At 67.1% G+C, this 22,255-nt stretch carries 19 protein-coding genes, 1 tRNA gene and 2 pseudogenes; 7 read left to right on the top strand and 15 right to left on the bottom strand.

Annotated features, from left to right (window positions below):
- Window position 1: 1 nt before the first annotated feature.
- Together CLV01_RS08210 and CLV01_RS08205 are read left to right on the top strand one after the other, a co-directional pair.
- Complete coding sequence (locus tag CLV01_RS08210; protein ID WP_099734571.1) at window positions 2-4,336, top strand: translocation/assembly module TamB domain-containing protein; 4,335 nt, start codon at window positions 2-4, stop codon at window positions 4,334-4,336.
- Between the two features lie 78 nt (window positions 4,337-4,414).
- Window positions 4,415-4,489: transfer RNA gene (locus CLV01_RS08205), tRNA-Arg, on the top strand.
- Between the two features lie 288 nt (window positions 4,490-4,777).
- Here CLV01_RS08205 and CLV01_RS08200 read toward each other — a convergent pair.
- The 3 genes from CLV01_RS08200 to CLV01_RS08190 all read right to left on the bottom strand — a co-directional run bounded on the left by CLV01_RS08200 (window position 4,778) and on the right by CLV01_RS08190 (window position 6,107).
- The gene (locus CLV01_RS08200) at window positions 4,778-5,122 is read right to left on the bottom strand and encodes a type II toxin-antitoxin system VapC family toxin (protein WP_257221235.1); all 345 of its coding nucleotides are present in this window, start codon (window positions 5,120-5,122) and stop codon (window positions 4,778-4,780) included.
- 52 nt (window positions 5,123-5,174) lie between these two features.
- Window positions 5,175-5,408: an antitoxin gene (locus CLV01_RS08195; RefSeq protein ID WP_043824440.1), complete on the bottom strand. Its 234-nt coding sequence runs from the start codon at window positions 5,406-5,408 to the stop codon at window positions 5,175-5,177.
- A gap of 156 nt (window positions 5,409-5,564) precedes the next feature.
- Window positions 5,565-6,107 (bottom strand): helix-turn-helix domain-containing protein, encoded by a 543-nt coding sequence (locus tag CLV01_RS08190; protein WP_099734572.1) that lies wholly within the window; start codon window positions 6,105-6,107, stop codon window positions 5,565-5,567.
- A 133-nt stretch (window positions 6,108-6,240) separates the two neighbouring features.
- Between CLV01_RS08190 and CLV01_RS08185 the strand changes: the two genes are divergently transcribed.
- Window positions 6,241-6,900, top strand: a complete 660-nt coding sequence (locus tag CLV01_RS08185) for a hypothetical protein (RefSeq protein WP_099734573.1) — start codon at window positions 6,241-6,243, stop codon at window positions 6,898-6,900.
- 12 nt (window positions 6,901-6,912) lie between these two features.
- Here the strand turns inward: CLV01_RS08185 and CLV01_RS08180 are convergent, their stop codons facing one another.
- Both CLV01_RS08180 and CLV01_RS29460 read right to left on the bottom strand, forming a co-directional pair.
- On the bottom strand, window positions 6,913-7,971 hold the full coding sequence (locus tag CLV01_RS08180) for a methyl-accepting chemotaxis protein (protein WP_257221234.1): 1,059 nt from the start codon (window positions 7,969-7,971) through the stop codon (window positions 6,913-6,915).
- A gap of 11 nt (window positions 7,972-7,982) precedes the next feature.
- Window positions 7,983-8,249: pseudogene (locus tag CLV01_RS29460) on the bottom strand (PAS domain-containing protein); the annotation flags it as partial.
- A gap of 813 nt (window positions 8,250-9,062) precedes the next feature.
- On the opposite strand from CLV01_RS29460, the gene CLV01_RS29455 reads away from it, so the two are divergent.
- From CLV01_RS29455 to CLV01_RS08165, 3 genes are all read left to right on the top strand, one after another.
- Window positions 9,063-9,401 carry a hypothetical protein gene (locus CLV01_RS29455; protein WP_017405441.1) on the top strand — a complete coding sequence of 113 codons (339 nt, stop codon included), beginning with the start codon at window positions 9,063-9,065 and terminating at the stop codon, window positions 9,399-9,401.
- A 109-nt stretch (window positions 9,402-9,510) separates the two neighbouring features.
- Window positions 9,511-10,134, top strand: a complete 624-nt coding sequence (gene yfcF / locus CLV01_RS08170) for a glutathione transferase (protein WP_099735198.1) — start codon at window positions 9,511-9,513, stop codon at window positions 10,132-10,134.
- Between the two features lie 21 nt (window positions 10,135-10,155).
- The gene (locus tag CLV01_RS08165; protein WP_099734575.1) at window positions 10,156-10,380 is read left to right on the top strand and encodes a hypothetical protein; all 225 of its coding nucleotides are present in this window, start codon (window positions 10,156-10,158) and stop codon (window positions 10,378-10,380) included.
- A gap of 33 nt (window positions 10,381-10,413) precedes the next feature.
- Here CLV01_RS08165 and CLV01_RS29450 read toward each other — a convergent pair whose 3' ends face one another.
- The gene (locus CLV01_RS29450; RefSeq protein WP_257221604.1) at window positions 10,414-10,626 is read right to left on the bottom strand and encodes a hypothetical protein; all 213 of its coding nucleotides are present in this window, start codon (window positions 10,624-10,626) and stop codon (window positions 10,414-10,416) included.
- Between the two features lie 125 nt (window positions 10,627-10,751).
- Window positions 10,752-10,946: pseudogene (locus CLV01_RS29445) on the bottom strand (DUF2939 domain-containing protein); the annotation flags it as partial.
- 465 nt (window positions 10,947-11,411) lie between these two features.
- On the opposite strand from CLV01_RS29445, the gene CLV01_RS08155 reads away from it, so the two are divergent.
- Entirely contained in the window at window positions 11,412-13,019 is a 1,608-nt protein-coding gene (locus CLV01_RS08155) for a methyl-accepting chemotaxis protein (protein ID WP_097203441.1), read from the top strand.
- A gap of 95 nt (window positions 13,020-13,114) precedes the next feature.
- Here CLV01_RS08155 and CLV01_RS08150 read toward each other — a convergent pair whose 3' ends face one another.
- The 8 genes from CLV01_RS08150 to CLV01_RS08115 all read right to left on the bottom strand — a co-directional run bounded on the left by CLV01_RS08150 (window position 13,115) and on the right by CLV01_RS08115 (window position 22,123).
- Window positions 13,115-14,146: a GGDEF domain-containing protein gene (locus CLV01_RS08150; RefSeq protein ID WP_088166170.1), complete on the bottom strand. Its 1,032-nt coding sequence runs from the start codon at window positions 14,144-14,146 to the stop codon at window positions 13,115-13,117.
- Window positions 14,147-14,316: 170 nt separating this feature from the next.
- A complete protein-coding gene (locus CLV01_RS08145) occupies window positions 14,317-15,789 on the bottom strand; it encodes an ATP-binding protein (protein WP_099734576.1) in 1,473 nt (490 codons plus the stop codon).
- Complete coding sequence (locus CLV01_RS08140; RefSeq protein WP_099734577.1) at window positions 15,786-16,460, bottom strand: response regulator; 675 nt, start codon at window positions 16,458-16,460, stop codon at window positions 15,786-15,788. The genes CLV01_RS08145 and CLV01_RS08140 overlap by 4 nt, the downstream gene beginning before the upstream one ends.
- Before the next feature lie 60 nt (window positions 16,461-16,520).
- Window positions 16,521-16,925, bottom strand: a complete 405-nt coding sequence (locus CLV01_RS08135) for a hypothetical protein (RefSeq protein WP_012203525.1) — start codon at window positions 16,923-16,925, stop codon at window positions 16,521-16,523.
- A gap of 36 nt (window positions 16,926-16,961) precedes the next feature.
- Window positions 16,962-18,449, bottom strand: a complete 1,488-nt coding sequence (locus CLV01_RS08130) for a phosphatase domain-containing putative toxin (RefSeq protein WP_099734578.1) — start codon at window positions 18,447-18,449, stop codon at window positions 16,962-16,964.
- 308 nt (window positions 18,450-18,757) lie between these two features.
- Window positions 18,758-20,311 (bottom strand): Do family serine endopeptidase, encoded by a 1,554-nt coding sequence (locus CLV01_RS08125; protein ID WP_099734579.1) that lies wholly within the window; start codon window positions 20,309-20,311, stop codon window positions 18,758-18,760.
- 95 nt (window positions 20,312-20,406) lie between these two features.
- Window positions 20,407-20,775: an arsenate reductase (glutaredoxin) gene (gene arsC / locus CLV01_RS08120; RefSeq protein ID WP_099734580.1), complete on the bottom strand. Its 369-nt coding sequence runs from the start codon at window positions 20,773-20,775 to the stop codon at window positions 20,407-20,409.
- A gap of 31 nt (window positions 20,776-20,806) precedes the next feature.
- A complete protein-coding gene (locus CLV01_RS08115) occupies window positions 20,807-22,123 on the bottom strand; it encodes a nucleobase:cation symporter-2 family protein (protein ID WP_099734581.1) in 1,317 nt (438 codons plus the stop codon).
- Window positions 22,124-22,255 lie beyond the last annotated feature (132 nt).

Genomic DNA, 22,255 nt, shown 5'->3' with positions numbered 1-22,255 from the left:
CATGGTGGATTCCCGCTTGAATACCCCTGCCTCCTCCGCCGCGCCAGATCAAAGCCCCCAGGCGTCCCCTTCCCCGCCCGCGCCCCGGCGCCGCCGCTGGCTGCGCGCCCTGCTCTGGTTCTTCCTGGTCCTGGTCCTGCTGCTGGCCGCCCTGCTGGGCTCCGCCTGGTGGTGGAGCGGCCGTGCCGATTCGCTGGCCTACACCCTGCAGCGCGTGGCCGGCTGGCTGCCCGCAGGCCAGAGCCTGCAGGCCAAGGAAGTCACCGGCACCGTGCGCCAGGGCGGGCGCATCGGCTGGCTGCAATGGCAAAGCCCCACCATGAAGGTGGAGCTGCGCGACGCCACCATCGGCTGGCAATTGCGCCCCCTGCTGTCGCGCACCGTGCGCCTGGGCGAAGTGCGCATCGCCGAGCTGAGCATTGCCAGCACCCCCGACCCCGAGGACAAAAAGCCCGTGGAGCCACTGCAGCAACTCGTGCTGCCCGTGAAGATCGACGTGCCCTTCCATGTGGAGCGCATCGTCTGGCAAGGCCCGCCCCAGGCCGAGGTGCTGGGCCTGCAAGGCCACTACGTCTACGACGGCAGCGAGCACCAGCTGGACGTGCGCGACCTGCAATGGGCCGATGGCAACTACCAGGCCAGGCTGCGCCTGCAGGCCCGTGCGCCCATGGCCATCCAGGCCCAGCTGCAGGGCGACCTGCAGGCGCCGGCCCTGGCATCGGATGACGAGGCCTCCACGGCCAAGGCCCCCAAACCTGCACCGCTGGCCGTGCAGGCCAAGGCACAGATCGACGGCACCCTGGCCACCGCCGCTGCGCAACTGGGCATCAAGCTCCAGGTTGATGCCAAGCCCGGGACGGTGTCCGAGGAAACGCCTGCCCCTGCCGCCGTACAGAAATCCGCCAAGGCCGATGGCAAGAACGGCAAGGCCAGGGAGCGCAAGGAAGCCGCCCCCGTGTCCGAACCCATGCATGCGGACATCGAGGCCAGCATCCGGCCCTGGCAGCCCCAGCCGCTGCAGACCGCGCGCGCCCAGCTCAGCCAGATCGACATCGCTGCCTTCTGGCCCCAGGGACCGCGCACCCGCATCAGCGGCGAATTGCAGGCCGGGCCGGATGGCAAGGCAGCTGATACGGCCCAGGCACCAGCCACGACACCAGGCACGGAGCAGGCATCGGACCAGGCGCCAGGCTCGGCCATCGCCACCACCGCCTGGCAGCTGACGACACGCCTGAACAACGCCATGCCCGGTCCCTGGGACCGCCAGCGCCTGCCGCTGGACCAGATCGAGGCCGCGGTGCGCTATGACGGCCAGCAGTGGCTGCTGGAGCAGGCGCAGATCGCCATAGGCTCGGGCAGCATCGACGCCCAGGGCCGCTTCGAGCCCGCCACCAAGGTCTTCGAAGGCCAGGCCAAGGTCCAGCGCCTGGACCCCGCCGCGCTCTACAGCATCCTGGAAGCCGCACCGCTGCAGGGCGAGCTGCGCGCCAGCACCACGGCAGAGCAGCAGGTGGACTTCAGCGTGGACATCCAGGCCGCAGCCGCGTCCGCAGGCGGCAAGCGCCAGCCCCTGCGCATCGAGAAACTCGCCACCAAGGGTCGCTGGGCCCAGCCCGTGCTCTCGCTGGAGAACCTGCAGCTTGATGCGCTGCAGGCCTCGGTGCGCAGCCGCAGCCTGCAGTTCGACACCGAACAGCAAAAACTGCAGACCGTGCTGAAGGCCGAGCTGCCCGGCGCCGAGCTCTCGCTGGACGGCCACATCAGCCCCGCCGCAGGCCAGGGCAGCAGCCAGCTCAAGCTGTCGTCACTCACCGCCCTCACGCAGTGGCTGCGCAAGCTGCCCGGCATGAAGGACCCGCTGGCCGGCGCCCTGATCGAAGGCCAGGCCCAGTTGGACGCCAGCTGGCGCGGCGGATGGGGCGCACTGCAAAAGCGCATGAAGGCCGCCGTGGGCGACCCGCTGCCCGCCAGCGGCCTGCAACTGCAGGCCGACCTGCAGGCAGCCAAGCTGCGCTACCTGCCCGCCAACACGCCGCCCGAGCAGGCGCTGGAGCTGCCCGAGCTGCGCCTGGCCCTCAAGGGCTCGCCCGAGCAGGCCAGCCTGAGCCTCACCGGCCAGGCGAAGCGCGGCACGCAGACCGCGCAGATCGACACAGCCCTGCAGGCAGGCCTTGCCACGGCGCGCGGTGCCGCGCCCCTGGACTGGCAGGCCAGCATCGACAGACTGCAGGCCCGGTTGAATCCAGGCCAGGACCTGCCCGGCCCCTGGCAACTGCAACTGGCAGGCAAGCAGCCCGTGCAGATTGCCCAGCGCACCACGGGCCGTACCGTCCTGTCCACCACCTTCACGGCGTCGGCCGGCAGCCTGCAGGTCACGCCGCCCACGCTGGCCCAGCGCCGCGCCAATGCCGAGGCGCCGCAGCCCGTGCTGCTGGCCTGGGACGACACCCGCGCCACCCAGGGCGGCGACGGCCGCTGGGCCCTGCGCAGCACCGGCCGCGCCCAGGCCCTGCCGCTGGCCTGGGTCGATGCCCTGTCCATGGCCGAGGAGCCTCCGCTGGCCGCCATGGGCCTGAGCGGCGACCTGAGCTTCAACGCCCGCTGGGACCTGGACACCACCGGCCCCGCGCTCAAGGCCGAACTGCTGGTCGAGCGTGCCGCTGGCGACCTGCGCCTGGCCGTGGAAGACGGCTCGGGCACCACCGTCATCCACACCACCGGCCCGCGCTCCAGCAAACCCGGCGAAGTGCGCACGCATACCGTGCGCGGCGCCGGCATGCGCGCCCACATCAAGCAGGCACGCCTGAGCGTGCGCGCCCAGGGCGACGACGTGCAGGCCAAGCTCGACTGGGACAGCGAACGCGCCGGCACCCTGACCGCCCAGCTGGGCACGCGCCTGGCCCAGCAAAACGGCACCTGGACCTGGCCCGAGAAAGCCCCGCTGTCCGGCCAGATCGACGCCCGCATGCCCGACATCGGCATCTGGGCGCTGTTCGCCCCGCCCGGCTGGCGCGTCACCGGCTCGCTGCAGGCCAAGGCCGAGATCAGTGGCGACCGCCAGAACCCGCAGTGGCAGGGCAATCTCTCGGCCGACGGCCTGAGCATCCTGTCCGCGCTGGACGGCATCGACCTGCAAAACGGCGTGCTGCGCGCCCGCCTGCAAGGCAACCGGCTGGACCTGACCGAACTGCGCATGCAGGGCGGGCGCGGCAGCAATGCGCGCATCCTGGGCTACAGCGGCAACCTCACCACGGCCCCGCGCGAAGGCGGCGAACTCACGGGCTCGGGCTTCGTGCGCTGGGACCCGCCCAATGCCGATGGCAGCAACTCCGGCCTGAGCATGGACCTGCGCGCCCAGGCCACCAGGCTGCAGGTGCTGGTGCGCGCGGACCGCCAGGTCAGCATCTCCGGCGGCCTGCAGGCCAGGCTGGAGCAAGGCCAGTTCACGCTGCGCGGCGACCTCACCACCGACCGCGCCACCATCATCCTGCCCGAGGAATCCGCCCCCTCGCTGGACTCCGACGTGGTCGTGCACTCGGCCGCCTCGCGCAAGGCCGAGCAGGAAGCGGCGCGCAAGCAGCAGCAGGCCGACCGCAAGGCCCAGGCCCGCGCGGAAACCATCAAGCTGCCCGACATCCTCGTCAAGCTCGACCTGGGCCGCGACTTCGCGCTGCAGGGCTACGGCATCACCACCCGCCTGGAAGGCGCGCTGGAAGTGCAAGGCCCCACCGTGGCGGGCGGCCCGCCGCGCATCACCGGCGAGATCCGCACCGTGCAGGGCCGCTATCGCGCCTGGGGCCAGTCGCTGGACGTGGAGACCGGCCTCATCCGCTTCAACGGCCCCTATGCCAACCCCTCGCTGGACATCCTGGCGCTGCGCCCGAACATCGCCGTACGCGCAGGCGTGCAGGTGCAGGGCACGGCCAATGCCCCGCGCGTGCGCCTGTACTCCGACCCCGAAATGCCCGATGCCGAAAAGCTCTCCTGGGTGGTCATGGGCCGCGACCCCGCCACGGGCGGCGCCGAAAGCGCCCTGCTCCAGCAGGCCGCGCTGTCCCTGCTCAGCGGCGGGCGCAACAACAGCGGCAAGATCGCCAGCAACCTGGGCCTGGACGAAATCGGCTTCAAGGGCCCGGGCGGCGAAGGCTCCACCGGCGCCGCCCTCACCCTGGGCAAGCGCCTGTCCAGCGACCTCTACGTCACCTACGAGCAAAGCCTCTCGGGGGCCATGGGCACGCTGTACATCTTCTACGACCTCTCGCGCCGCCTCACCCTGCGCGGCCAGACCGGGGAAACCAGCGCGCTGGACCTGATCTACACCGTGCGCAAGGACTGACGCCCCAGCGCCCCGCATGCCGCCCTCCCGGCGGTGCGCGGGGCGGGTCCGGCGTGGGTTTACAATCGCCGTTTGATCCTCTCCGTAGTTCAATGGATAGAACGGGCGCCTCCTAAGCGCCAGATACAGGTTCGATTCCTGTCGGAGGGACCATTGAATTGCTTCTGTATCAATGGCTTGCGAATTGCACTTGGCCCCCGGGACATGCCTGGGCACAGGTGGCGTAGAAACAAGAAAAGCCCCTCGGCATCAGAAAGGTGCCGAGGGGCTTTTTGCGTTCGGTCCAGGGTCAGTGCGAGCCGGCCAGCCAGCATGGATGCTGGCTCTGTCCAGAGGCGCGAACTGGGTAGCCGGGTTTCGATGAAAAGATATCGATTACTTCACATTTGATATCCGCTTGCGCTCATACAGCAAGCACTAGGATCGGATTTACCCAGGGAATCAGGTAGCGACAGCCCAGTTGTCCAACTGCAGGCCGGGCACCTTGGCGAATTCGCGGGTGTTGTTGGTGACCAGCAGGGCCCGCTGACTGAGGGCGTGGGCAGCGATCATGGTGTCAAGCGCGCCTATGGGACTGCCTCGACGCTCCAGATCGGCACGCAGGTCGCCATAGGCCCACACGGCCGCCTCGTCAAACGGGAGGATGGTGAGCGGGGCAAGAAACATCTCCAGGGCCTGGCGGTTACGGACCGAGCCGCTTTTGGCCACGCCAAAGGCCAGTTCGGCAGCCACCACGCTGCACAATCCCACCTCGCCCATGCGGTACTGCTGAAAGCGCGCCAGCACCTCCGGGGCTTGGCATTGATGATGTAGATGCAGATGTTGGTGTCGAGCAGGATCATGGGCTGATCTCGTCCCGCTGCTGGGCGTCAGGCTGCTCGCGCTCGAGCACAAAGCCCGGTTCAAACTCAGCCAGCCCCGCTTGCAGTGTTTGCCAAGGGTCGTCTGCGGGCAGCAGCAACACGCCGTTGCCGAAGTGCTTCACCACGACTTCAGTGCCCGTGAAACGGTATTCCTTGGGCAGCCGCACGGCTTGACTGCGGCCGGATTGGAAAAGGCGTGCGGTGTCCATGGCGGGCCCCTTGATTGGTAGCCACCAATGGTAGCTACCGCTTTTCACTCTGTCCAGCACGGCTTGTGTGCGCTGCAATTTTGCTATTCATTCAGTAGCTATTGACGCTTTTCAGATATGTGCCGCGCAGGCCGGGAGCTTTGAAGGCCTCCAGCCTCACCCCCGCCCAGCCAGTTCCGCCACCCCTCTCACCAGCGCACGCCCAGCGTCCGTCGCCTTGCCGTAATGCTCCAGCAATGCCTGCACATCGGCGTCGGGCGGGGTGGAGCGCAGAGAGAGCAGCACGTAGCCGATATCGACGCCGGCAAGGTGCAGTTGCTTCAGCGCTGTGGCGTCGGGGACAAGGTCGCCGGACTCGAAGTGCTTCAGGGTCTGTTTGTCCAGCCCGACCTTGTGGGCCAGTTCGGCTTCGCTGAGGTTCAGGCGCTGGCGTTCCTGCTGCAGGCGGGCGGCGAGGGTCGGTTCGGAGCGCTCGTGCTGGATGGCGTTCGGGTCAAACAAACGTTGACCTGTTAGCAGGTAGGCAACGTCAACCCCTTGCTCCGCCACAGCCATGAGGTAACCCACATCAGGCTTTCTGACGCCCTTCTCATAGTTGAGTTGGGACATCTTTGACACTCCCGCGATAGCGCCAAACGCCTCTTGGCTAAGGCCCAGCCTATTTCTTTCCTCCGTCAGGCGCGCAGAGAAGTCAAACATTTTTTATATAAACTATTGACGATCAAATTTTTGTTTGATAGCCTATGGAGCATTGTCACTACAAGCGCCAAATACTACCTGACCCCTCAGGCGGCTCCTTTGCTGCGCCCTGTACGTTGCTCGGAGGAGGTCCATGAAGCACGCTGCCGCAAAACCATCGCGCAAGAAGCTAGCCAAAGCGGACCGCGCGCTGTTCCTGCAGGCCGCTGAAGCACTCAAGCAGGCCGCGATGACCGATGAGACGCACCGGCACAGCGGGGAATCCGACCGCCTGCTGCGCATTGCCAGCGATGTGGCACGCCACGCGGCGCAGCCCGGCTCGACGTGCGATCTGCAGAACACGGCGTTTGATGTGGCCGCCTGCATCAATTCGGCGCGGCTGGTGCCCGGCGATGCGGAGTCCGGCCCACGCACTCGCCTGCTGGCAGAAGCGGCCCAGGCGCTGGCGCAGATATCAGAGACGCCGGTGGACGGGATCGTGTTTCCACGCACCACGCTGCACGAATTGCAAGCCAGGCTGGACACCGGCGCAACGCCATCGCAGTGGCGCGAACTGGCCCGTGAGGCCAACTACGAGGTCCAGCAGTTGGCGCAGGTGCTGATGCAAATGGGCGACCACCAGAACACGGAGAGCCATATCGTGGCGCACGGCATGGCGGCACGCATCTCGCAGTTGTCGGAGATCGTTTACGTGGCGGCCGCCCTGCATGGCGAGCACCGTGATGAATGGGGCTCGCAGACCCTTCGTGACGTGCGCGATGTCTTTGAAGGCGGCATGGGCCGCCTGGGATGAGCGGGGCGCAGCTCAGCTCTGGACGACGACGTTCTCCAGCCTCAGCACGGCTTCGCGCACCTCGCCCAGACGCGTGTCCTGCGCCTGCGAGGCCTGGATGATGGTGTCCATGATGTCGCTGGCATTCACGGCAGCCGCGCGCATCTGCTTCATCATGTCGCCCGATTCATTCACACGCTCGAAGCCCAGTTGCACACTGGCCGCAGACGCACCGATGACGGATTTGACCTCCCTGGCGGCCTCGGCGCAGCGCTGGGCCAGGCTGCGCACTTCGCCGGCCACGACACCGAACCCACGCCCCTGCTCGCCCGCACGCGCGGCTTCGACAGCGGCGTTGAGCGCCAGCAGATTGGTCTGGAAGGCAATGCCATCGATCAGGCCCACCATCTCGCCAATGCGACGGGAGTTGCTGGAGATGCTGGACATGGCGTCGACCGCGCTGTCCAGGGCCACGTCGCCGCGCTGGGCAATGCGCGTCACGTCCCGCGCCTGTGCATGCGCGTCATGCGCCTGGGCAGCGCTGTCGCGCACCAATTGCTGCAGTTGCTCGAAAGCCGATTGCACCAGGCGCGTGGCCTCGTAGCGCTGCGTGATGTCGGTGGCGTACTTCACCACCTTGAAGGGCTGGCCGGACTGGTTGAGCACGGGGCTGTAGTTGGCCTCGATCCAGACATCGTTGCCCAGGCGCCCTATGCGCCGGAACTGTCCCCGGTAGTGCTTGCCCTGCGACAGGTGCGCCCAGAAGGCCGCGTACTCGGCCGAGCTGCGCTCCTGCGGGGCCACGAACATGCTGTGGTGCCGGCCGACCAGCTCGTCTTCGGACGCATAGCCCATGGCCTGCAGAAAATTGCGGTTGCAGCGCAGGATGCTGCCGTCCAGGCCGAACTCGATCACGGCCTGGGCCCTGCCTACCGCCGCCAGCTGGCTGCTGGCTTCGGCGTCGCGCAGCACTTCGGCCGAGATATCCATGGCGTACTTGACGACCCGCAGCACCTGTCCACGGCTGTCGAGCACGGGGCTGTAGTTGGCCTGCAGCCAGACCTCCCGCCCTGGCGGTCGATGCGCCGGCACCGGCCCACAAAGGCTTGCCCGCGCGCAAGCCGTGCCCAGAAGTCCCGATAGTCCCGAGCCTGCGCATCCGCCGGGTCCAGGAAGATACGGTGGTGCTGCCCGCGCAGCTCGTCCAGCTCATAGCCCATGAGGTCCAGAAACTGCGCGTTGGCGAAGAGGATGTGGCCCTGGGGATCGAGCTCTATGACGGCCTGGGTGCTGTACAAGGCCTTCAGTTGGGAGCTTGGGGAATCGGAACGCAGGCCGAGCCTGGACAGGATGGAGCGGATGCCGCGCATGGGAGCCCTTGTTATTCAGCGCTGAATGGGTGATTTGCGCCCGACAATGGGCTGGTCTGGCAACGATTGTATCTGTTTGCTATTTTCTGCACTCTTCACATTGACGTGCACTTTCTGTCAGAAGACGCCTACAGAAATAAAAAAATGCCTCTTCATTTCACAATTGTTTGCATTTCCTCAAGACATCCAATTCCCTTTTCCGAACCAAGCCTTTCAAGCAGCAAGAAACATATGTAACTAATTGATATAGAGTTCGCAGCATTCCGTCGCCTGGCGGCGTCCTCTGTCTTGTGTGCTTGAAAAATGTCTTGTGGCGTTCGGGTGATCGATTTGACTTCCAGCCTGGGCGGCCGCGCCCTGGCCAAGCTGGGCGTGGCCTACGCCCCCGGCAAGCCGCGGGTTGCCGTGAGGCTGGCGGACTCGGAAAGCGCCCCTGTCATCGACTGGGGCGGACCGCCGGGGCGGGATGAGCCGCTGTGCGAGCCCTCGGCGCCGAGCGCCCTGGTGCTGCTGATCGGCCCCGGCGCCGTGCATCAGGCCAGGGAGTTGTTTCAAAGAGCATTGAATGAGGCCGTGCGTTGCGTACGCATTTTTCTGATGCCAAGCGCCATCATGGAAGAAATAGCGCTCAAGCAAATGCTGATGCCGCACCATGAATCCATTCAGCTTTACCGATTACCGGACAGCAGTTCAGAAACACTTTGGTTTGTTTTGATCGAAGAGCTGCAGAAGCTCTCAGCCCGATTTTCATCCGGTGGCAACACCGATTTCAGAAAAAGAGAAGTTTCAATGTCAAGCAATCTATCCCAATCCATGCAATCCATTATTTCCATCGAAGGCGCTATGGCAGCGGCCCTGGTGGACCATCAAAGCGGGATGTGCCTGGCCCAGGCGGGCAGCGGCGTGGATCTGGAGCTTGCTGCGGCAGGCAATACCCAGGTGGTGCGGGCCAAGCTCAAGACCATGGAGTCGCTGGGACTGCGCAAGGGCATCGAAGATATTCTGATCACCCTGGGCGACCAATACCATTTGATCCGCCTCATCCCCAACAGCCCCGGGCTGTTTCTCTACCTGGTGCTGGACAAGGCCCGTGGCAACCTCGCCCTGGCCCGCTACAAGCTGACGGATATCGAGCGGTCGCTGAAGGTGTGATCCTGGGACTGCGGGGCTTGGGCCGAGGCATGGCCGGCCCGGTCATTCGGCTGCCCACTCGGCTACCATCGGTGCCCCAATCCCCATGCAGTTTCCCCGAAAGGCCCTCATGCTGCTGTACGCCGATTCGCAATTCGCCTCTCCCTATGCCATGTCCGTATTCGTTGCGCTGAAGGTCAAGGGGATTGACTTCGAGTTGCGCACGCTGGACCTTTCGGCAGGCCAGAACACCGGGGCGGACTATGTGGCCGCATCGCTGACGGCACGGGTGCCTACGCTGGTGGATGGCGATTTCAGTCTGTCGGAGTCTTCGGCGATTTGCGAGTACCTGCAGGACCGCTTTGGCGGCGCCCCGCTCTACCCCCAGGATGCGCAGGCGCGCGCCCGTGTACGCCAGGTCCAGGCCTGGCTGCGCAGCGATCTGATGGCCTTGCGCTCGGAGCGCAGCACCGAGGTGGTGTTCTACCGCCCCACGCCCACGCCGCTGTCGGATGCGGGCCAGGCGGCGGCGCGCAAGCTGTTTTCGGTGGCGGGAGCCTTCATCCGCTCGGAGAATGACCACATTGCCGGCACGTGGTCGATTGCCGATGTGGATCTGGCGCTGATGCTCAACCGCCTGGTGCTCAACGGCGATGCCGTGCCTGCGCCGCTGGCCGCCTATGCGCGCCGGCAGTGGCAGCACCCCGCCGTCCAGCAGTGGCTGGCCCTGCCCCGCCCGCCGCTGGCAGGCTGATCCGAACGGATACGGCAGGCCATGGACAGCCTTCTCTACATGGGCGTGCGGATCACGCCTGCATCACTGCCCAGCGATGTCACGCCCGGTGCCTGGCTGCCGCGCGCCACCTTGCTGGAGGTGGCCAGCGGCAAGGCCCTGGAGGCCATCACCGATGACCAGCCCTGCGATACGCAGCCAGAGGCCGATGCCCGCGCGCTGCGGCTGGGCAAGCGCCATGTGATGAAGGTGCTGCATCAAGGCTGAGGCGCCAGGGTGCTGGCGGCCTGCCCGCGCCCCTCAATCCATCTTCACGGCCACCAGCCGCCATCCCATCAGGCCTTCTCGCCGGAAGATGAAGCCGCCCGGCTCGCCGCGCGGGTGCACGAAGACCTTGGACCAGCCCTGGTACTCCACGGAGTAGTCCTTGCGCGGCGGCCCGCCCTGGGTGTCCACGCCCACGCCTGCGGCGGCCACGTCCGTAGGTTTGCCGGGCTTGCCTTTTTCCAGCATGAGCATGACGCCGTCGGGCGAGACCAGCGCCTCGGTGAACTGGCTGACCAGGCCCTGGGCCAGTTGCTGGCCAAAGCCGGCCAGGGGTTGGACGAACTGTCGCCCGAGCCGCCCATCTGGGACTGCAGCCTGGCCATCATCTGGCCCTTGATGCTTTCGCGCAGCGCGGGAAAGTCCACGTAGCCGGACAGGGCCTGGGCATCGCGGCGCTCCACGGCCTTGCCGATCTGGTGCAGGGCGATGTAGGGCGATGCGTAGAGCAGTCCGGCCGCAGCCACGCAGAGGGCGGCCAGCGCGCGGGCAAGGGTTTTGGGTTTCATGGATCTCTTTCGTGAAGGCAGGCCAGGGGCCTCGCGCAAGCGCGCATGAACGCGCATAAAGGCGGATTCTAGGCGGGCCGTTCGGCGCCGCAGCCACTGCCAGGGCCGTTGCCGCCTGTATTTTTCATAGCGAAACAATAGCGAAGCAATACGCAGAGAACCCCTATCAGGCCAAGGCCAATGCCTGAAAAACTGGTATTGCCTGGCCCATTCGATTCATACTATAGTTTGTAACAAATAGTTTACAAACCAATACAACATGGATCGCCATTGGCCACGCAGGCCATCGGCAAGCCAGCATCGCCGTTTCCGGATGCCTGTGAGCATTTGTGCAGACCGGGCATTTCCCGTTAGTGAAATCTCATTTTCATTACCGATTCCGTTATGAGAGATGCGAGTCATCACGGAGCGGCCTGACAACGCGAGTACCCACCAACCATCCGCAATGCATGCAAAGGACGCAGTATGAATAATTTCAAGTTATCGACTCGCCTGACCGCCTTGATTGGTTTTCTCTCACTGCTCATGATCGTGATCGGCGCTTTTGGGCTATATGGAATCAGCGAGTCCAACCGCCGATTCAAGGTGGTCTATGAAGAGCGCCTGGTCGCACTGGGCGATCTGCTGGAAGTGCAGCGCCTGCTGCTGCGCAACCGCAATGCGGTCTCGGGCGCCATTGCCGTGCACCTGCCCGAGTACACGCAGCAAAAGCAGCAGGAGATACAGACCAACATCAACGACGTGAACAAGTTCTGGACCTCGTTCCGCCAGACCCGGCTGACCGAGGAAGAGGCGCAGCTGGCCGACCGCTTCGAGGCCGTGCGCGCGCTGTTCCTGCAGGGCTTTCTGAAGCCGGCCCAGCAGGCGCTGCAGTCCGGGGACCTGGCGCTGGCCCGGCAGCTGCTGATCGACAAGGACGAGGCGCTGTACGCGCCGCTGCGTGATGTGATCGTGCAGTTGACCGCGCTGCAGACCCGCGTCGCCAAGGAGGAATACGACGCCGCGCAGTCGCTCTACCAGGTGATTTTTGCGGTGGCCGTGGGCTCCATCATCGCGGGCGTGCTGCTGGGGGTGCTGCTGGGCTGGTCCATCATCCGCAACATGGCGCGGTCGCTGCGCCTGGCCATTCATACGGCCGATGCCGTGGCGGCGGGCGACCTGACACGGCACATCGATGTGCGCGGCAAGGACGAGGTGTCCATGCTGCTGCGCGCGCTGCAGACCATGCAGGAGGGGCTGCGCGGCGTAGTGCGCCAGGTGCACCAGGGATCGGTCAGCGTGGCAGCGGCCAGCGGGCAAATCGCGCAGGCCAACCAGGACCTGTCCTCGCGCACCGAAAGCCAGGCCAGCGCGCTGCAGCAGACGGCCGCCTCCATGGAGCAGCTCAGCTCCACCGTGCGCCAGAACGCCGACAACGCGCAGATGGCCAACCAGCTGGCGCTGGGCGCCTCCACCGTGGCCGAGCAGGGCGGCGAGGTCGTGCGGCAGGTGGTGGACACCATGCGCGGCATCAGTGATTCCAGCCGGCAGATCGCCGACATCATCAATGTGATCGACGGCATTGCCTTCCAGACCAATATCCTCGCGCTGAACGCGGCCGTGGAAGCCGCGCGTGCGGGCGAGCAGGGCCGGGGCTTTGCCGTGGTGGCCACCGAGGTGCGCGGCCTGGCCAGCCGCAGTGCCGAGGCCGCCAAGCAGATCAAGCAACTGATCACCGACAGCGCCAGCCGCGTGCACAACGGCAGCGCGCTGGCCGACCAGGCCGGCACGACCATGGCCGAGGTGGTGGACGCCATACGCCGCGTGACGGATCTGATGGGCGAGATCAGCGCCGCCAGTTCCGAGCAAAGCTCGGGCGTGGCGCAGATCGGCCAGGCAGTCACGCAGATGGACCAGGCCACCCAGCAGAACTCGGCACTGGTGGAGGAGATGGCCGCCGCCGCCTCCAGCCTGCGCGGCCAGGCCGGCGACCTGGTGCGCACGGTGGGCGCCTTCAAGCTGGAGGCGGCAAGCGGCCATCAGCATGCCGCCGTGGAGCTGCAGCGCAGGCAGCCCATGCTGGCAGCAGGCTGAGACGGAAAGAAAAAAGAGCGCGCGCGAGAAGCAGCGAGACAGGCCAGAGCAAGGCAGCAACAGGTCTTGGCCGCCGGGCCAGGCCTGCGGCTGGCTCAATGCAGCGCGTTGCCCCTGGCTTCGCGGCTGCGCGCCATCTTGACGCGGTACATGGCCGCATCGGCCTTTTGCAGCGCGTCGTCGGCGTCAATGGAGTCCGGCCGCAGGCAGACCACGCCCACGCTGGCGCCGCCGTAGTCCAGCGTCTTGCCATCGGGCAGATCGACCTGGAAGGCCGAGGCATCCGACAGGCGCTGCTGCAGTTCACGCGCCACGGCATCGGCCTCGCTGCCGAACAAGGGCCCCACGCCGATGAAGACGAACTCGTCCCCGCCAAAGCGAGCCAGCATGTCGGCGCTGCGCAGGTGGGCGGACAGGCGTTCGCCCATGGCACGCAGCAGCGCGTCGCCGGCCTCGTGGCCGTACTCGTCGTTGACGTTCTTGAAGCGGTCCAGGTCGATGAAGCCCACCACCACGCATTCCTGGCTGCGGGCGCACCGGGCGATGAGCCGGCCCAGCTCGTCGGTGAGACAGCGCCGGTTGGGCAAGCCGGTCAGCGGGTCCAGCAAGGCCAGCGCCGCCAGCTCCCGATTGGTCCGGTTCAGGCTGGCGATGAGCTGCTCGCGCTCCACGCGCTCGGCAATCAGGTTGGCGAACAGGCGCAGCATGCCTTCGGCCTCGCTGCTCAGGGCCTGCGAGGATTTGCTGGCCGCGCACAGCGTGCCATAGAGCTGGCCATCCGAAAAACGCACGGGCGCGCTGGCGTAGGTGCGTATGCCCAGTTCACGCGCGGCCTCGGAGTCTCCCCAGCAGTCGCCCACATCGGGCGTGTACATGCGGCCCTCGTCCAGGGCGCGCTTGCACAGCGTGTCGCCCCAGGGAACGACCAGGCCCTCGGGAATCTGCATCTCGCTGGCGTTGCGCGCGTACAGCACGCGCTGCTGGCCCTGTTCTTCGTTGATGGTGGTGAGATAGGTGGACTCCAGCTGCGTGCTCTCTTCGAGCATTTGCAGCAGGGGCCGCGTCAACTCTTCCAACGAATGCGCCTGGGTCACGGACTGGGACAGGCGCTGGACAAGGGACTCCATGAAATACCTCTCGAAATAACTACGGATGCAGACTGCCCGCGCGCCTGATGAGGGAATGGCAAGGCAGGCGGGCCGGCACCAATTTGGGGATTGTGACCCGGCCGGACGCAGGCGGGAAGCATTCCCGCCGCGCGCTACACGCCGATAGGCCTGCGCGCCACGCGCCGCTGTCAGCGGCCCGACACAGGCGGCCACATCACCTGCACGCGCAGGCCGCCCAGCGTGGGCGAGCGGTCGAGCAGCAGGCGAGCACCGTGGCGCTCGGCAATGGTCTGCACGATGGCCAGGCCCAGGCCGCTGCCCTGCGCCTGCTGGCCCGCAGAAGCCGCTGAAGCCGCAGAGGGCCCACGCACAAAGCGCCGCAGCACCAGTTCGCGCTCGCTTTCGGCAATGCCGGGGCCCGAGTCCTCGACCACCAGCGCGCGGCCCTGTGCATCGCTGCGCAAGCCCACATCGACGCGGCCGCCTTGCGGAACGTACTTGACGGCGTTGTCCAGCAGGTTGCGCACCAGCATCTGCAAGGACTGTGCGTCGCCCGCCACGGCAAAGGACTGCCGCAGTTGCGGGGACTCGCTCAGCCCCATGTCCAGGCCATGCTGCTGGGCGGCCACGGCCTGGTCTGCCAGGGCCTGCTCCACCACTTCGCGCAGGTCCACGTCGGCAGGTGCGGCCGCGGCAGCGTCGTGCTGCCCCTGCATGCCTTGCACGCCTTGTGCCGTGCCTTGTACCGTGCCTTGGGCTTCCTGCCGCGCCAATGTCAACAATTGTTCGACGAGCCGTGTGGCCCGGTCTATGCCGGCTGAAAGACGCTGCACGGCCTCGTCATGCGCGGCCACATCGGGCGCGCGCTGCAAGGCCACCAGTTGCAGCTTGAGCGCGGCCAGCGGAGAGCGCAGCTCGTGCGCGGCGTCCGCCACGAAGTGCTGCTGCGCCTCGAAGGCCTGGCCCACGCGCTGCAGCAGCGCGTTGAGCTCGGCCACCAGGGGCCGCACCTCGTCGGGCAGGCCCTCGGCAGGCACGGGCGCAAGGTCCTGCGGGCGGCGCGTGGCCAGCTCGCGGCGCACGCGCTGCACGGGCGCCAGCGAACTGCGCACCACCCACCACACGGCCAGCGCCAGCACGGGCGCCAGCAGGGCAATGGGCAGCAGGCTTTGCCAGGCGGCGTCGCGCGCCAGGGTGCGGCGCACGCGCATGTCCTGCGCCACCTGGATCACCTGCGAGCGCGTCTGCAGCGAGAACACGCGGTACACCGTGCCGCGCGCAGGCACATCGGCAAAGCCCAGCACGGCCATCTGTGGCAATGCCGCACCCAGCGCGGATTCAAAAATGCGCAGGCCTTCGTTGGTCCAGACCTGGACGATGAATTCGTGGTTCTCGTCCTCGGGCGGCGTGCCCTGGGGCCTGCCGCGCGCATCCACCGGCAGGCCGGCGCGCAGCGCAAAGGCGGTCTGCTGCATCTGGTAGTCGAACAGGGTGTCGGTCTGCAGCAGCGCATTGCGGTAGGCCAGCAGGCCCTGCAGCAGCGCCGTGAGCACGATGGCCGCCCCCAGGAACATGAGCAGCCGCGTGCCCAGTGCACCGGGCAGGCGGCTGCGCGCCCGGGCGACAAGGGAGGAAACAAGGGAGGAAGCCGGCGCCGTCATGGCTTGGGCACCATGTAGCCCACGCCGCGCACATTGAGGATCAGCCCCGCGCCCAGCTTCTTGCGCAGGCCGTGGATGTAGACCTCGATGGCGTTGCTGCTGACCTCGTCGCCCCAGCCGTAGAGCTTGTCCTCGATCTGCTGGCGCGACAGCGTGCTGCCCGGGCGCGCCAGCAGCGTCTCCAGCACTGCCCATTCGCGGCCGGAGAGCACCACGTCGCGGCCATCGACACTGGCCTCGCGCGTGGCGGGGTTCAGCCGCACGCCTTCGCGCTCGTACAGCGGATCAACTGCGCCCGACGCCCGGCGCGCCAGCGCGCGCAGGCGCGCGAGCAGCTCGTCCAGGTCATAGGGCTTGACCACGTAGTCATCGGCCCCCGCATCCAGCCCGGCAATGCGGTCGCGCACGGCATCGCGCGCCGTTGCCACCAGCACCGGCGTGCGATCGCGGCGCCCGCGCAGATGGCGCAGCACCTGCAATCCGTCCTGCCCCGGCAGGCCCAGGTCCAGCAGCACCATGTCATAGCCATGGCCGCCGCCCGGGCCGGGGCACAGGGCCGCATCGGCCTGCAGGCCGTCACGGACCCAGTCCACCGCATGGCCCTCGCCGCGCAGCAGGGTCTGCACGGCCTCGCCGATCATGGCGTCATCTTCGACAAGCAGTAAGCGCATGGTTGAAGAATAGCTCCCTGGAAGGCTGGCTCAGTTGGCGACTCAGGGGGTGAGCGGCGGCTACACCGCCGCTTCAATCTTCGGCATGGCCATGCGGGCCTTGGTCAAGGCCATGCCCAGGTTGGCGGTGCGCCGGCAGACGAAGACGGCCACGTAGTCGGGCATGAGCTTGCCGCGCAGGAAGACGTGGATGAGGTTGTCGCTGTTGACGATGAGCTCCTGGAAGTAGTGGTGGCCGTCGTCCTTGAGGCCGCGCGACTTCTTGAACAGGCTCTCGATCATCGAGACATTGGGGCCGTTGAACAGGTCGGCCGTGGCCGCGGCCACCAGGTCGATGACTTCGCGCGGATGCGAGTCCACCGTGCGGATGGCCAGCAGCATGCCGGAGGCGGCATCCACGTAGCCGATGGCCAGGCACTCGGGCACGGACCCGGCCACCTCGCTCAAAACGTTATCCAGGCTCATTGCAGCTTTCCTTTTTTTGTGAATGGATGTGATCGGTCAGCCCATCTTCAGCAGCAGTGCCACTTCGTACGCGTAGAGCAGGTCCTCCTGGGCCTGGGACTGCACGTACTGGGCGTCGATGAGGCGCACGCGGCGCAGCGCCTCGTCGGCGGTGAGGCCCTCGCGCACCAGCCATGCGGCCAGCACCGTGCCCGTGCGGCCCAGGCCGGCCAGGCAGTGCACGGCCAGCACCTCGCCCGCGCGCAGCATGGCCGACATGCGCGCCAGCAGCATCTGGATCTGGGCCACCGTGGGTGATTCGTGGTCGCGCACCGGCAGGTGCAGGTTGCGCAGGCCGTGCCGCTGCAGCGGCTCTTGCGGCAGGTCGTTTTCGGTCAGCGTGATCAGCACGGTGACGCCGCAGCCGCGCAGGGCCTTCAGGTCAAAGTCCATGGACTGCACCACGCCGGGCTGCGGCGCACCGGCCAGCCGGCCCGGCACCAGCCAGGCAAAACCGTTGGGGCCGCGGCTGGCGGGCACGGCCTGCGGGTCGGCGGCCAGCGGCTGCCAGTCCACCAGCACGGCGGGATTGACGGCGCGCGGCCGGGCAGCGGGTGTCGGTGCGGGTGCAGGCACGGGTGCAGGCGCAGGCGCAGGTGCAGGTGCAGGCATGGGCTCGGATGCAGGCTCGGCGGCCACTGCATCCGACAGAAACTCGGAGATCGCGGCCACGGCCGCTGCAGGCAGCGGAGGAGGCAGGGGCACGCCCTCCTCCAGGTCTTCGGCCCGCGCATCGGGAGAAGCAACGGCACAGCTGCCGGTGCGCAGGAACTGCTGGCCCGCCAGCGACAGCGGCGCACGCTGAAAGGCTTCCATGGATTGCGCCTCGGCGATGCGGCCACCGGCCAGCAGCAGCATGTCCTGCGCCACGGCCTGTGCGTGCTGCTGCTGGTGCGTGCTCATCAGCACGGCGGTGCGCTGACCCACCTGGCGCAGCAGTTCCAGCAGCACGAAGGCCTCGTAGCCCTCCAGCTCGGCCGTGGGCTCGTCCACCATCAGCAGCGCCGGCTCGGCCAGCGCCTCGCGCAGGATGGCCACGGCCCGCTGCTGCACGGGGGACAGCTGCAGCGCCGGCTGGTCGAACATCAGCGCAAGCTCGGGAAAGCCGAAGGCCTGCACCTGGGCGCGGCCCCAGTCGCGCAGTTCATGCGGCACCAGCTTGAGACGGGGGCGCGCCAGCTCCACGATGGCATCGAAGGTGCTGGCCATCATCAGCCTGGCCTGCTGCTGCACCAGGCGCGGCGCCTGCAGGCCGCTGCGCCATGGCTGGCCCGCGTAGCGCGTGCTGCCCCAGCGGCGAAAACGCGGGTTGGCGGCATTGAGATCGGCCAGCGTGCGCAGCAGGGTGGATTTGCCCGATCCCGAAGGCCCCAGCAAAACGGTGACGCCCCGGGCGGGCAGTGCGAAGTCCACCTCAGCCAGGATGACGCGCGCACCGAACGATGCGCCCAAACCCGCCACCTGCAAGCTGTAGTCCTGATTCAAAGCCGTGCCCCTCCTGTGATGCGTTGCGCCCCCAGGGGCCGTATTCCGTGAATCAAGACGGTCAGCGCACGCCTCGATGGGCCGGCAGTCTAAGCGGTTTCCCTTACATCAATCCGTCACAAAAAGAAACATTACTAACGCAAACGGGCGTCATTTCACACGATACAACCATCACATTGGCGTACCGATCCTTGGACCGCTGGCATTTTTCTCTGGGTTTTCCCAAAGCGATAGCCCCGGCGCATTCACGCCGGGGCCGTGCGATCAATCAAGTGTGTGGATGCTTCTGGTCCCTTACCTCCTTTCACTTACCCGAGACGTACGGGGACAAAGATCCTGTTGCCATCGCGCCAGATCAGCACGGCCACGGTCTTGCCGGCCTTGGCCATGGCGGCGCGCACGGCCTCGATATCACCGGCAGGCGAGCCGTTGATGGACAGCAGCACATCGCCCTGCGTGATGCCGGCCTCGGCCGCCGGGCCTGCGGCGTCGGCCACGACCAAGCCGTCCTTCACGCCAATCTGCTGCTTTTCCTCGGGCTGCAGGGGGCGCAGGGCCAGGCCCAGCTTGCCCTTGCCGGCGTCGGGCTTGTCCTTGGCCACCTTGGCGGCCTTGTCGCTGGCATCGCCCAGCACGGCGCTGAGCGTGCGGGCCTCGCCGTTGCGCCATATCTCCAGCGTGACCTTCTGGCCCGGCAGCGCCTGGCCCACAAAGGCCGGCAGATCGCCCGAGCCCACGATGGGCTGGCCATCGATCTTGCGCACCACGTCGCCGGGCTCCAGGCCCGCCTGGGCGGCGGGGCCGCTCTTGTCCACGCTGGACACCAGGGCGCCTTCGGGACGGTCGAGCTTGAAGGAGTCGGCAAAGGCCTGGTTCACCTCCTGCACGGCCACGCCCAGCCGCGCATGCTGCACCTTGCCCGTGGCCACGATCTGCTGCTGCACACGCGTGGCCACCTCGATGGGAATGGCGAAGGACACGCCCTGGTAACCGCCCGAGCGCGAGTAGATCTGGCTGTTGATGCCCACCACCTCGCCGCGCGCATTGAACAGCGGGCCGCCCGAGTTGCCGGGGTTGATGGCCACGTCGGTCTGCAGGAAGGGCACGAAGGAGTCGTCAGGCAGGGTGCGGCCCTTGGCGCTGACCACACCGGCCGTCACGCTGCTCTCGAAGCCGAAGGGCGAGCCGATGGCCAGCACCCAGTCGCCCACGCGCAGATCGGCCGTCTTGCCCAGCGACACCGTGGGCAGGTTCTTCGCCTCGATGCGCAGCACGGCCACGTCGGTCTTGGGATCGGCGCCCAGCACCTTGGCGCTGAACTCGCGTCGGTCGGTGAGCTTGACAGTGACTTCCTTGGCGCCGCGCACCACGTGGGCGTTGGTCAGGATCAGGCCGTCGCTGGAGACGATGAAGCCCGAGCCTTCGCCGCGCGTGGGCACATCGCGCTGGGGCTGGCCCTGGCCCATGCCCGGCATGCCGGGCACGCCGAAGCGGCGGAAGAATTCAAAGAACGGATCGTTGGGGTCCATGCCCTGCAGGCCTTGACCTTGGCCCTGGCCCTGCCGTGCAGCGGCCTCGTCGCCATCCTCGCCCATGGCACGCGAACTGCCGACCACGCTGATGTTGACCACGGCCGCGCCGTTGCGCGCCGTGATGTCGGCAAAGTTGGGCGCCGCCACGGCGGCGGCGGGGGAAGCTGGAGAAGCAGGCTGTGCTGCAGGCGCAAACAGCGACGTGGCGGCACGCGCATCGCCATGCACCACACCAACCAGACCGGCGCCCGTGGCGCCCAGGGCGCCGATGGCACCTGCGGCCACCAGGGCCAGCACCAGACGGCGGGGAGTGGACAGAATCTTGTTCATCGCAGACCTTTCCTCAAAAGCAGCGTTCCTTGCTGCGTTGGGGAGAAGTCTGAAGGGGCAGACTTAGGCGAGGCTTAGAACCCTCGCCGTGCATCTCAGATCAGCGCCAGCACCTTCTCCGGCGGGCGGCACAGCGCCGCGCCCTTGGGGGTGACGACGATGGGGCGGTTGAGCAGCACGGGGTGGTCGGCCACGGCGGCGATGAGCTGCGCATCGCTGACGGATGCATCGCCCAGGCCCAGCTCGGTGTAGACGGCTTCCTTGCTGCGCAGCAGCTCGCGCACGGGCACGCCCAGCCGCCGGACCAGGGCCTGCAGTTGCGCAGCGTCCAGGGGCTGGGCGATGTAGTCGACGATGGTCGGCTCCACGCCGTTGTCGCGCAGCAGGGCCAGCGCGCCGCGCGAGTTGCTGCAGCGGTTGTTGTGGTAGATGGTGATGTCGGTGCGGGGTGCGGTGGTGTTCATGGGCCGCAGTGTAGGCCCATGAAAATGCGCATCAGGCCACGGCTTCCTCGGGATGGGCATCGACCTCGCGGCCGGGCAGCAGCAGGTTCAGCCCCACAGCGACCAGGGCGCCGACGGTGATGCCCGAGCCGAAGACTTCGCGCACGAAGGCAGGCATGCGGGACAGCAGGTCCGGACGCACCGTGACCGCCAGGCCGCAGCCCAGCGAGACCGCGATGATCAGGCTGGCGCGCCGCGAGTGCTCGGCGCCGCTGAGCATGCGGATGCCGGCCGAAATGATCATGGCAAACATCATCAGCCCCGCGCCGCCGAGCACGGGCTGCGGAATCGTCACCACCAGTGCGCCCAGCACAGGAAAGAGGCCGGCCAGCAGCAGCATGACGCCCGTCAGCATGACCACGTGGCGGCTGGCCACGCCGGTCAGCGAGACTACGCCCACGTTCTGGGCGAAGGTGGACAGCGGAGGGCTGGACATCACGGCGGCGAAGGCCGAGCCCACGCCATCGCACAGCATGCCGCTGGACAGGCACTTGCCGTCGATGCGCGTCTGCGTGGCCGCGCCCAGGGCCATGAAGGTGCCCGTGGTCTCGACGATGGTCACCAGAAAGGCGATGGACATGGCGACGATGCCGGCCACCGGGAACGTCATGCCGAAGGTCAGCGGCTGCGGGATGGCGAAGACCGCGGCCTCGCTCACCTGGGTGAAGTCGATCAGGCCCAGCGCCAGGCACAGCACATAGCCGCAGGCGATGCCCAGCACCACGGCCGAGGCAGAGACGATGCCCCTGCCCCACTGCACGAAGCCGATCACCAGCACCAGCACGAAGCCGGCGATGGCCAGGTGGCCGATCGCGCCGTAGTCGCTGCGGCCCACGCCGCCCGCAGCCCAGTCCACGGCGACGGGGGTCAGCGACAGGCCGATCATGGTCACGACCACGCTGGTCACGGTGTGCGGAAAGAAGCGGCGGATCACGGGCATGAAGTAGCTGCCCACGATCATCACCAGCGACCCTACCAGCGAGGAGCCCAGGATGCCGGCCACGCCATGCTCCAGCCCCACGCTGATGCCCGCGCCCACGAAGGCGAAGCTTGTGCCCATGACGCAGGGCAGCCGTATGCCCACGGGCCCCACCCCCCTGCACTGGACGATGGTGACCACGCCCGAGCCCAGCAGCGCTGCATTCACCAGCGCCACGATCTGGTCGGCCGGCAGCTTGAGCGCCCCGCCGAAGACCAGGGGCACGGCGATGATGCCGCCCAGCGCCGCCAGCAGGTGCTGCAGCGATAGAAGGACCGTGGTGATGAGCATTGGCGGACGGTCTTCCACCTTGTAAAGCAGTTGTTCCATTGTCTTGTCTCCTTGTGTCCTGGCCGTCGGCCTCTTCAGAGGCGCTTGTATGTATGTCGGGGCAGTGGTGCCGGAAAAGGGTGGGGGTCCTGAAAGTGCTGTCCGGGTCTTCGAGCCTCCTGGAGATGCTTC

This window comes from Delftia sp. 60 (assembly GCF_002754395.1).
Classification (GTDB): Bacteria; Pseudomonadota; Gammaproteobacteria; order Burkholderiales; family Burkholderiaceae_C; genus Comamonas; species Comamonas acidovorans.
Note: the sequence above shows the minus strand (reverse complement) of the source record. Positions and strands in the feature narration are given on the sequence as shown.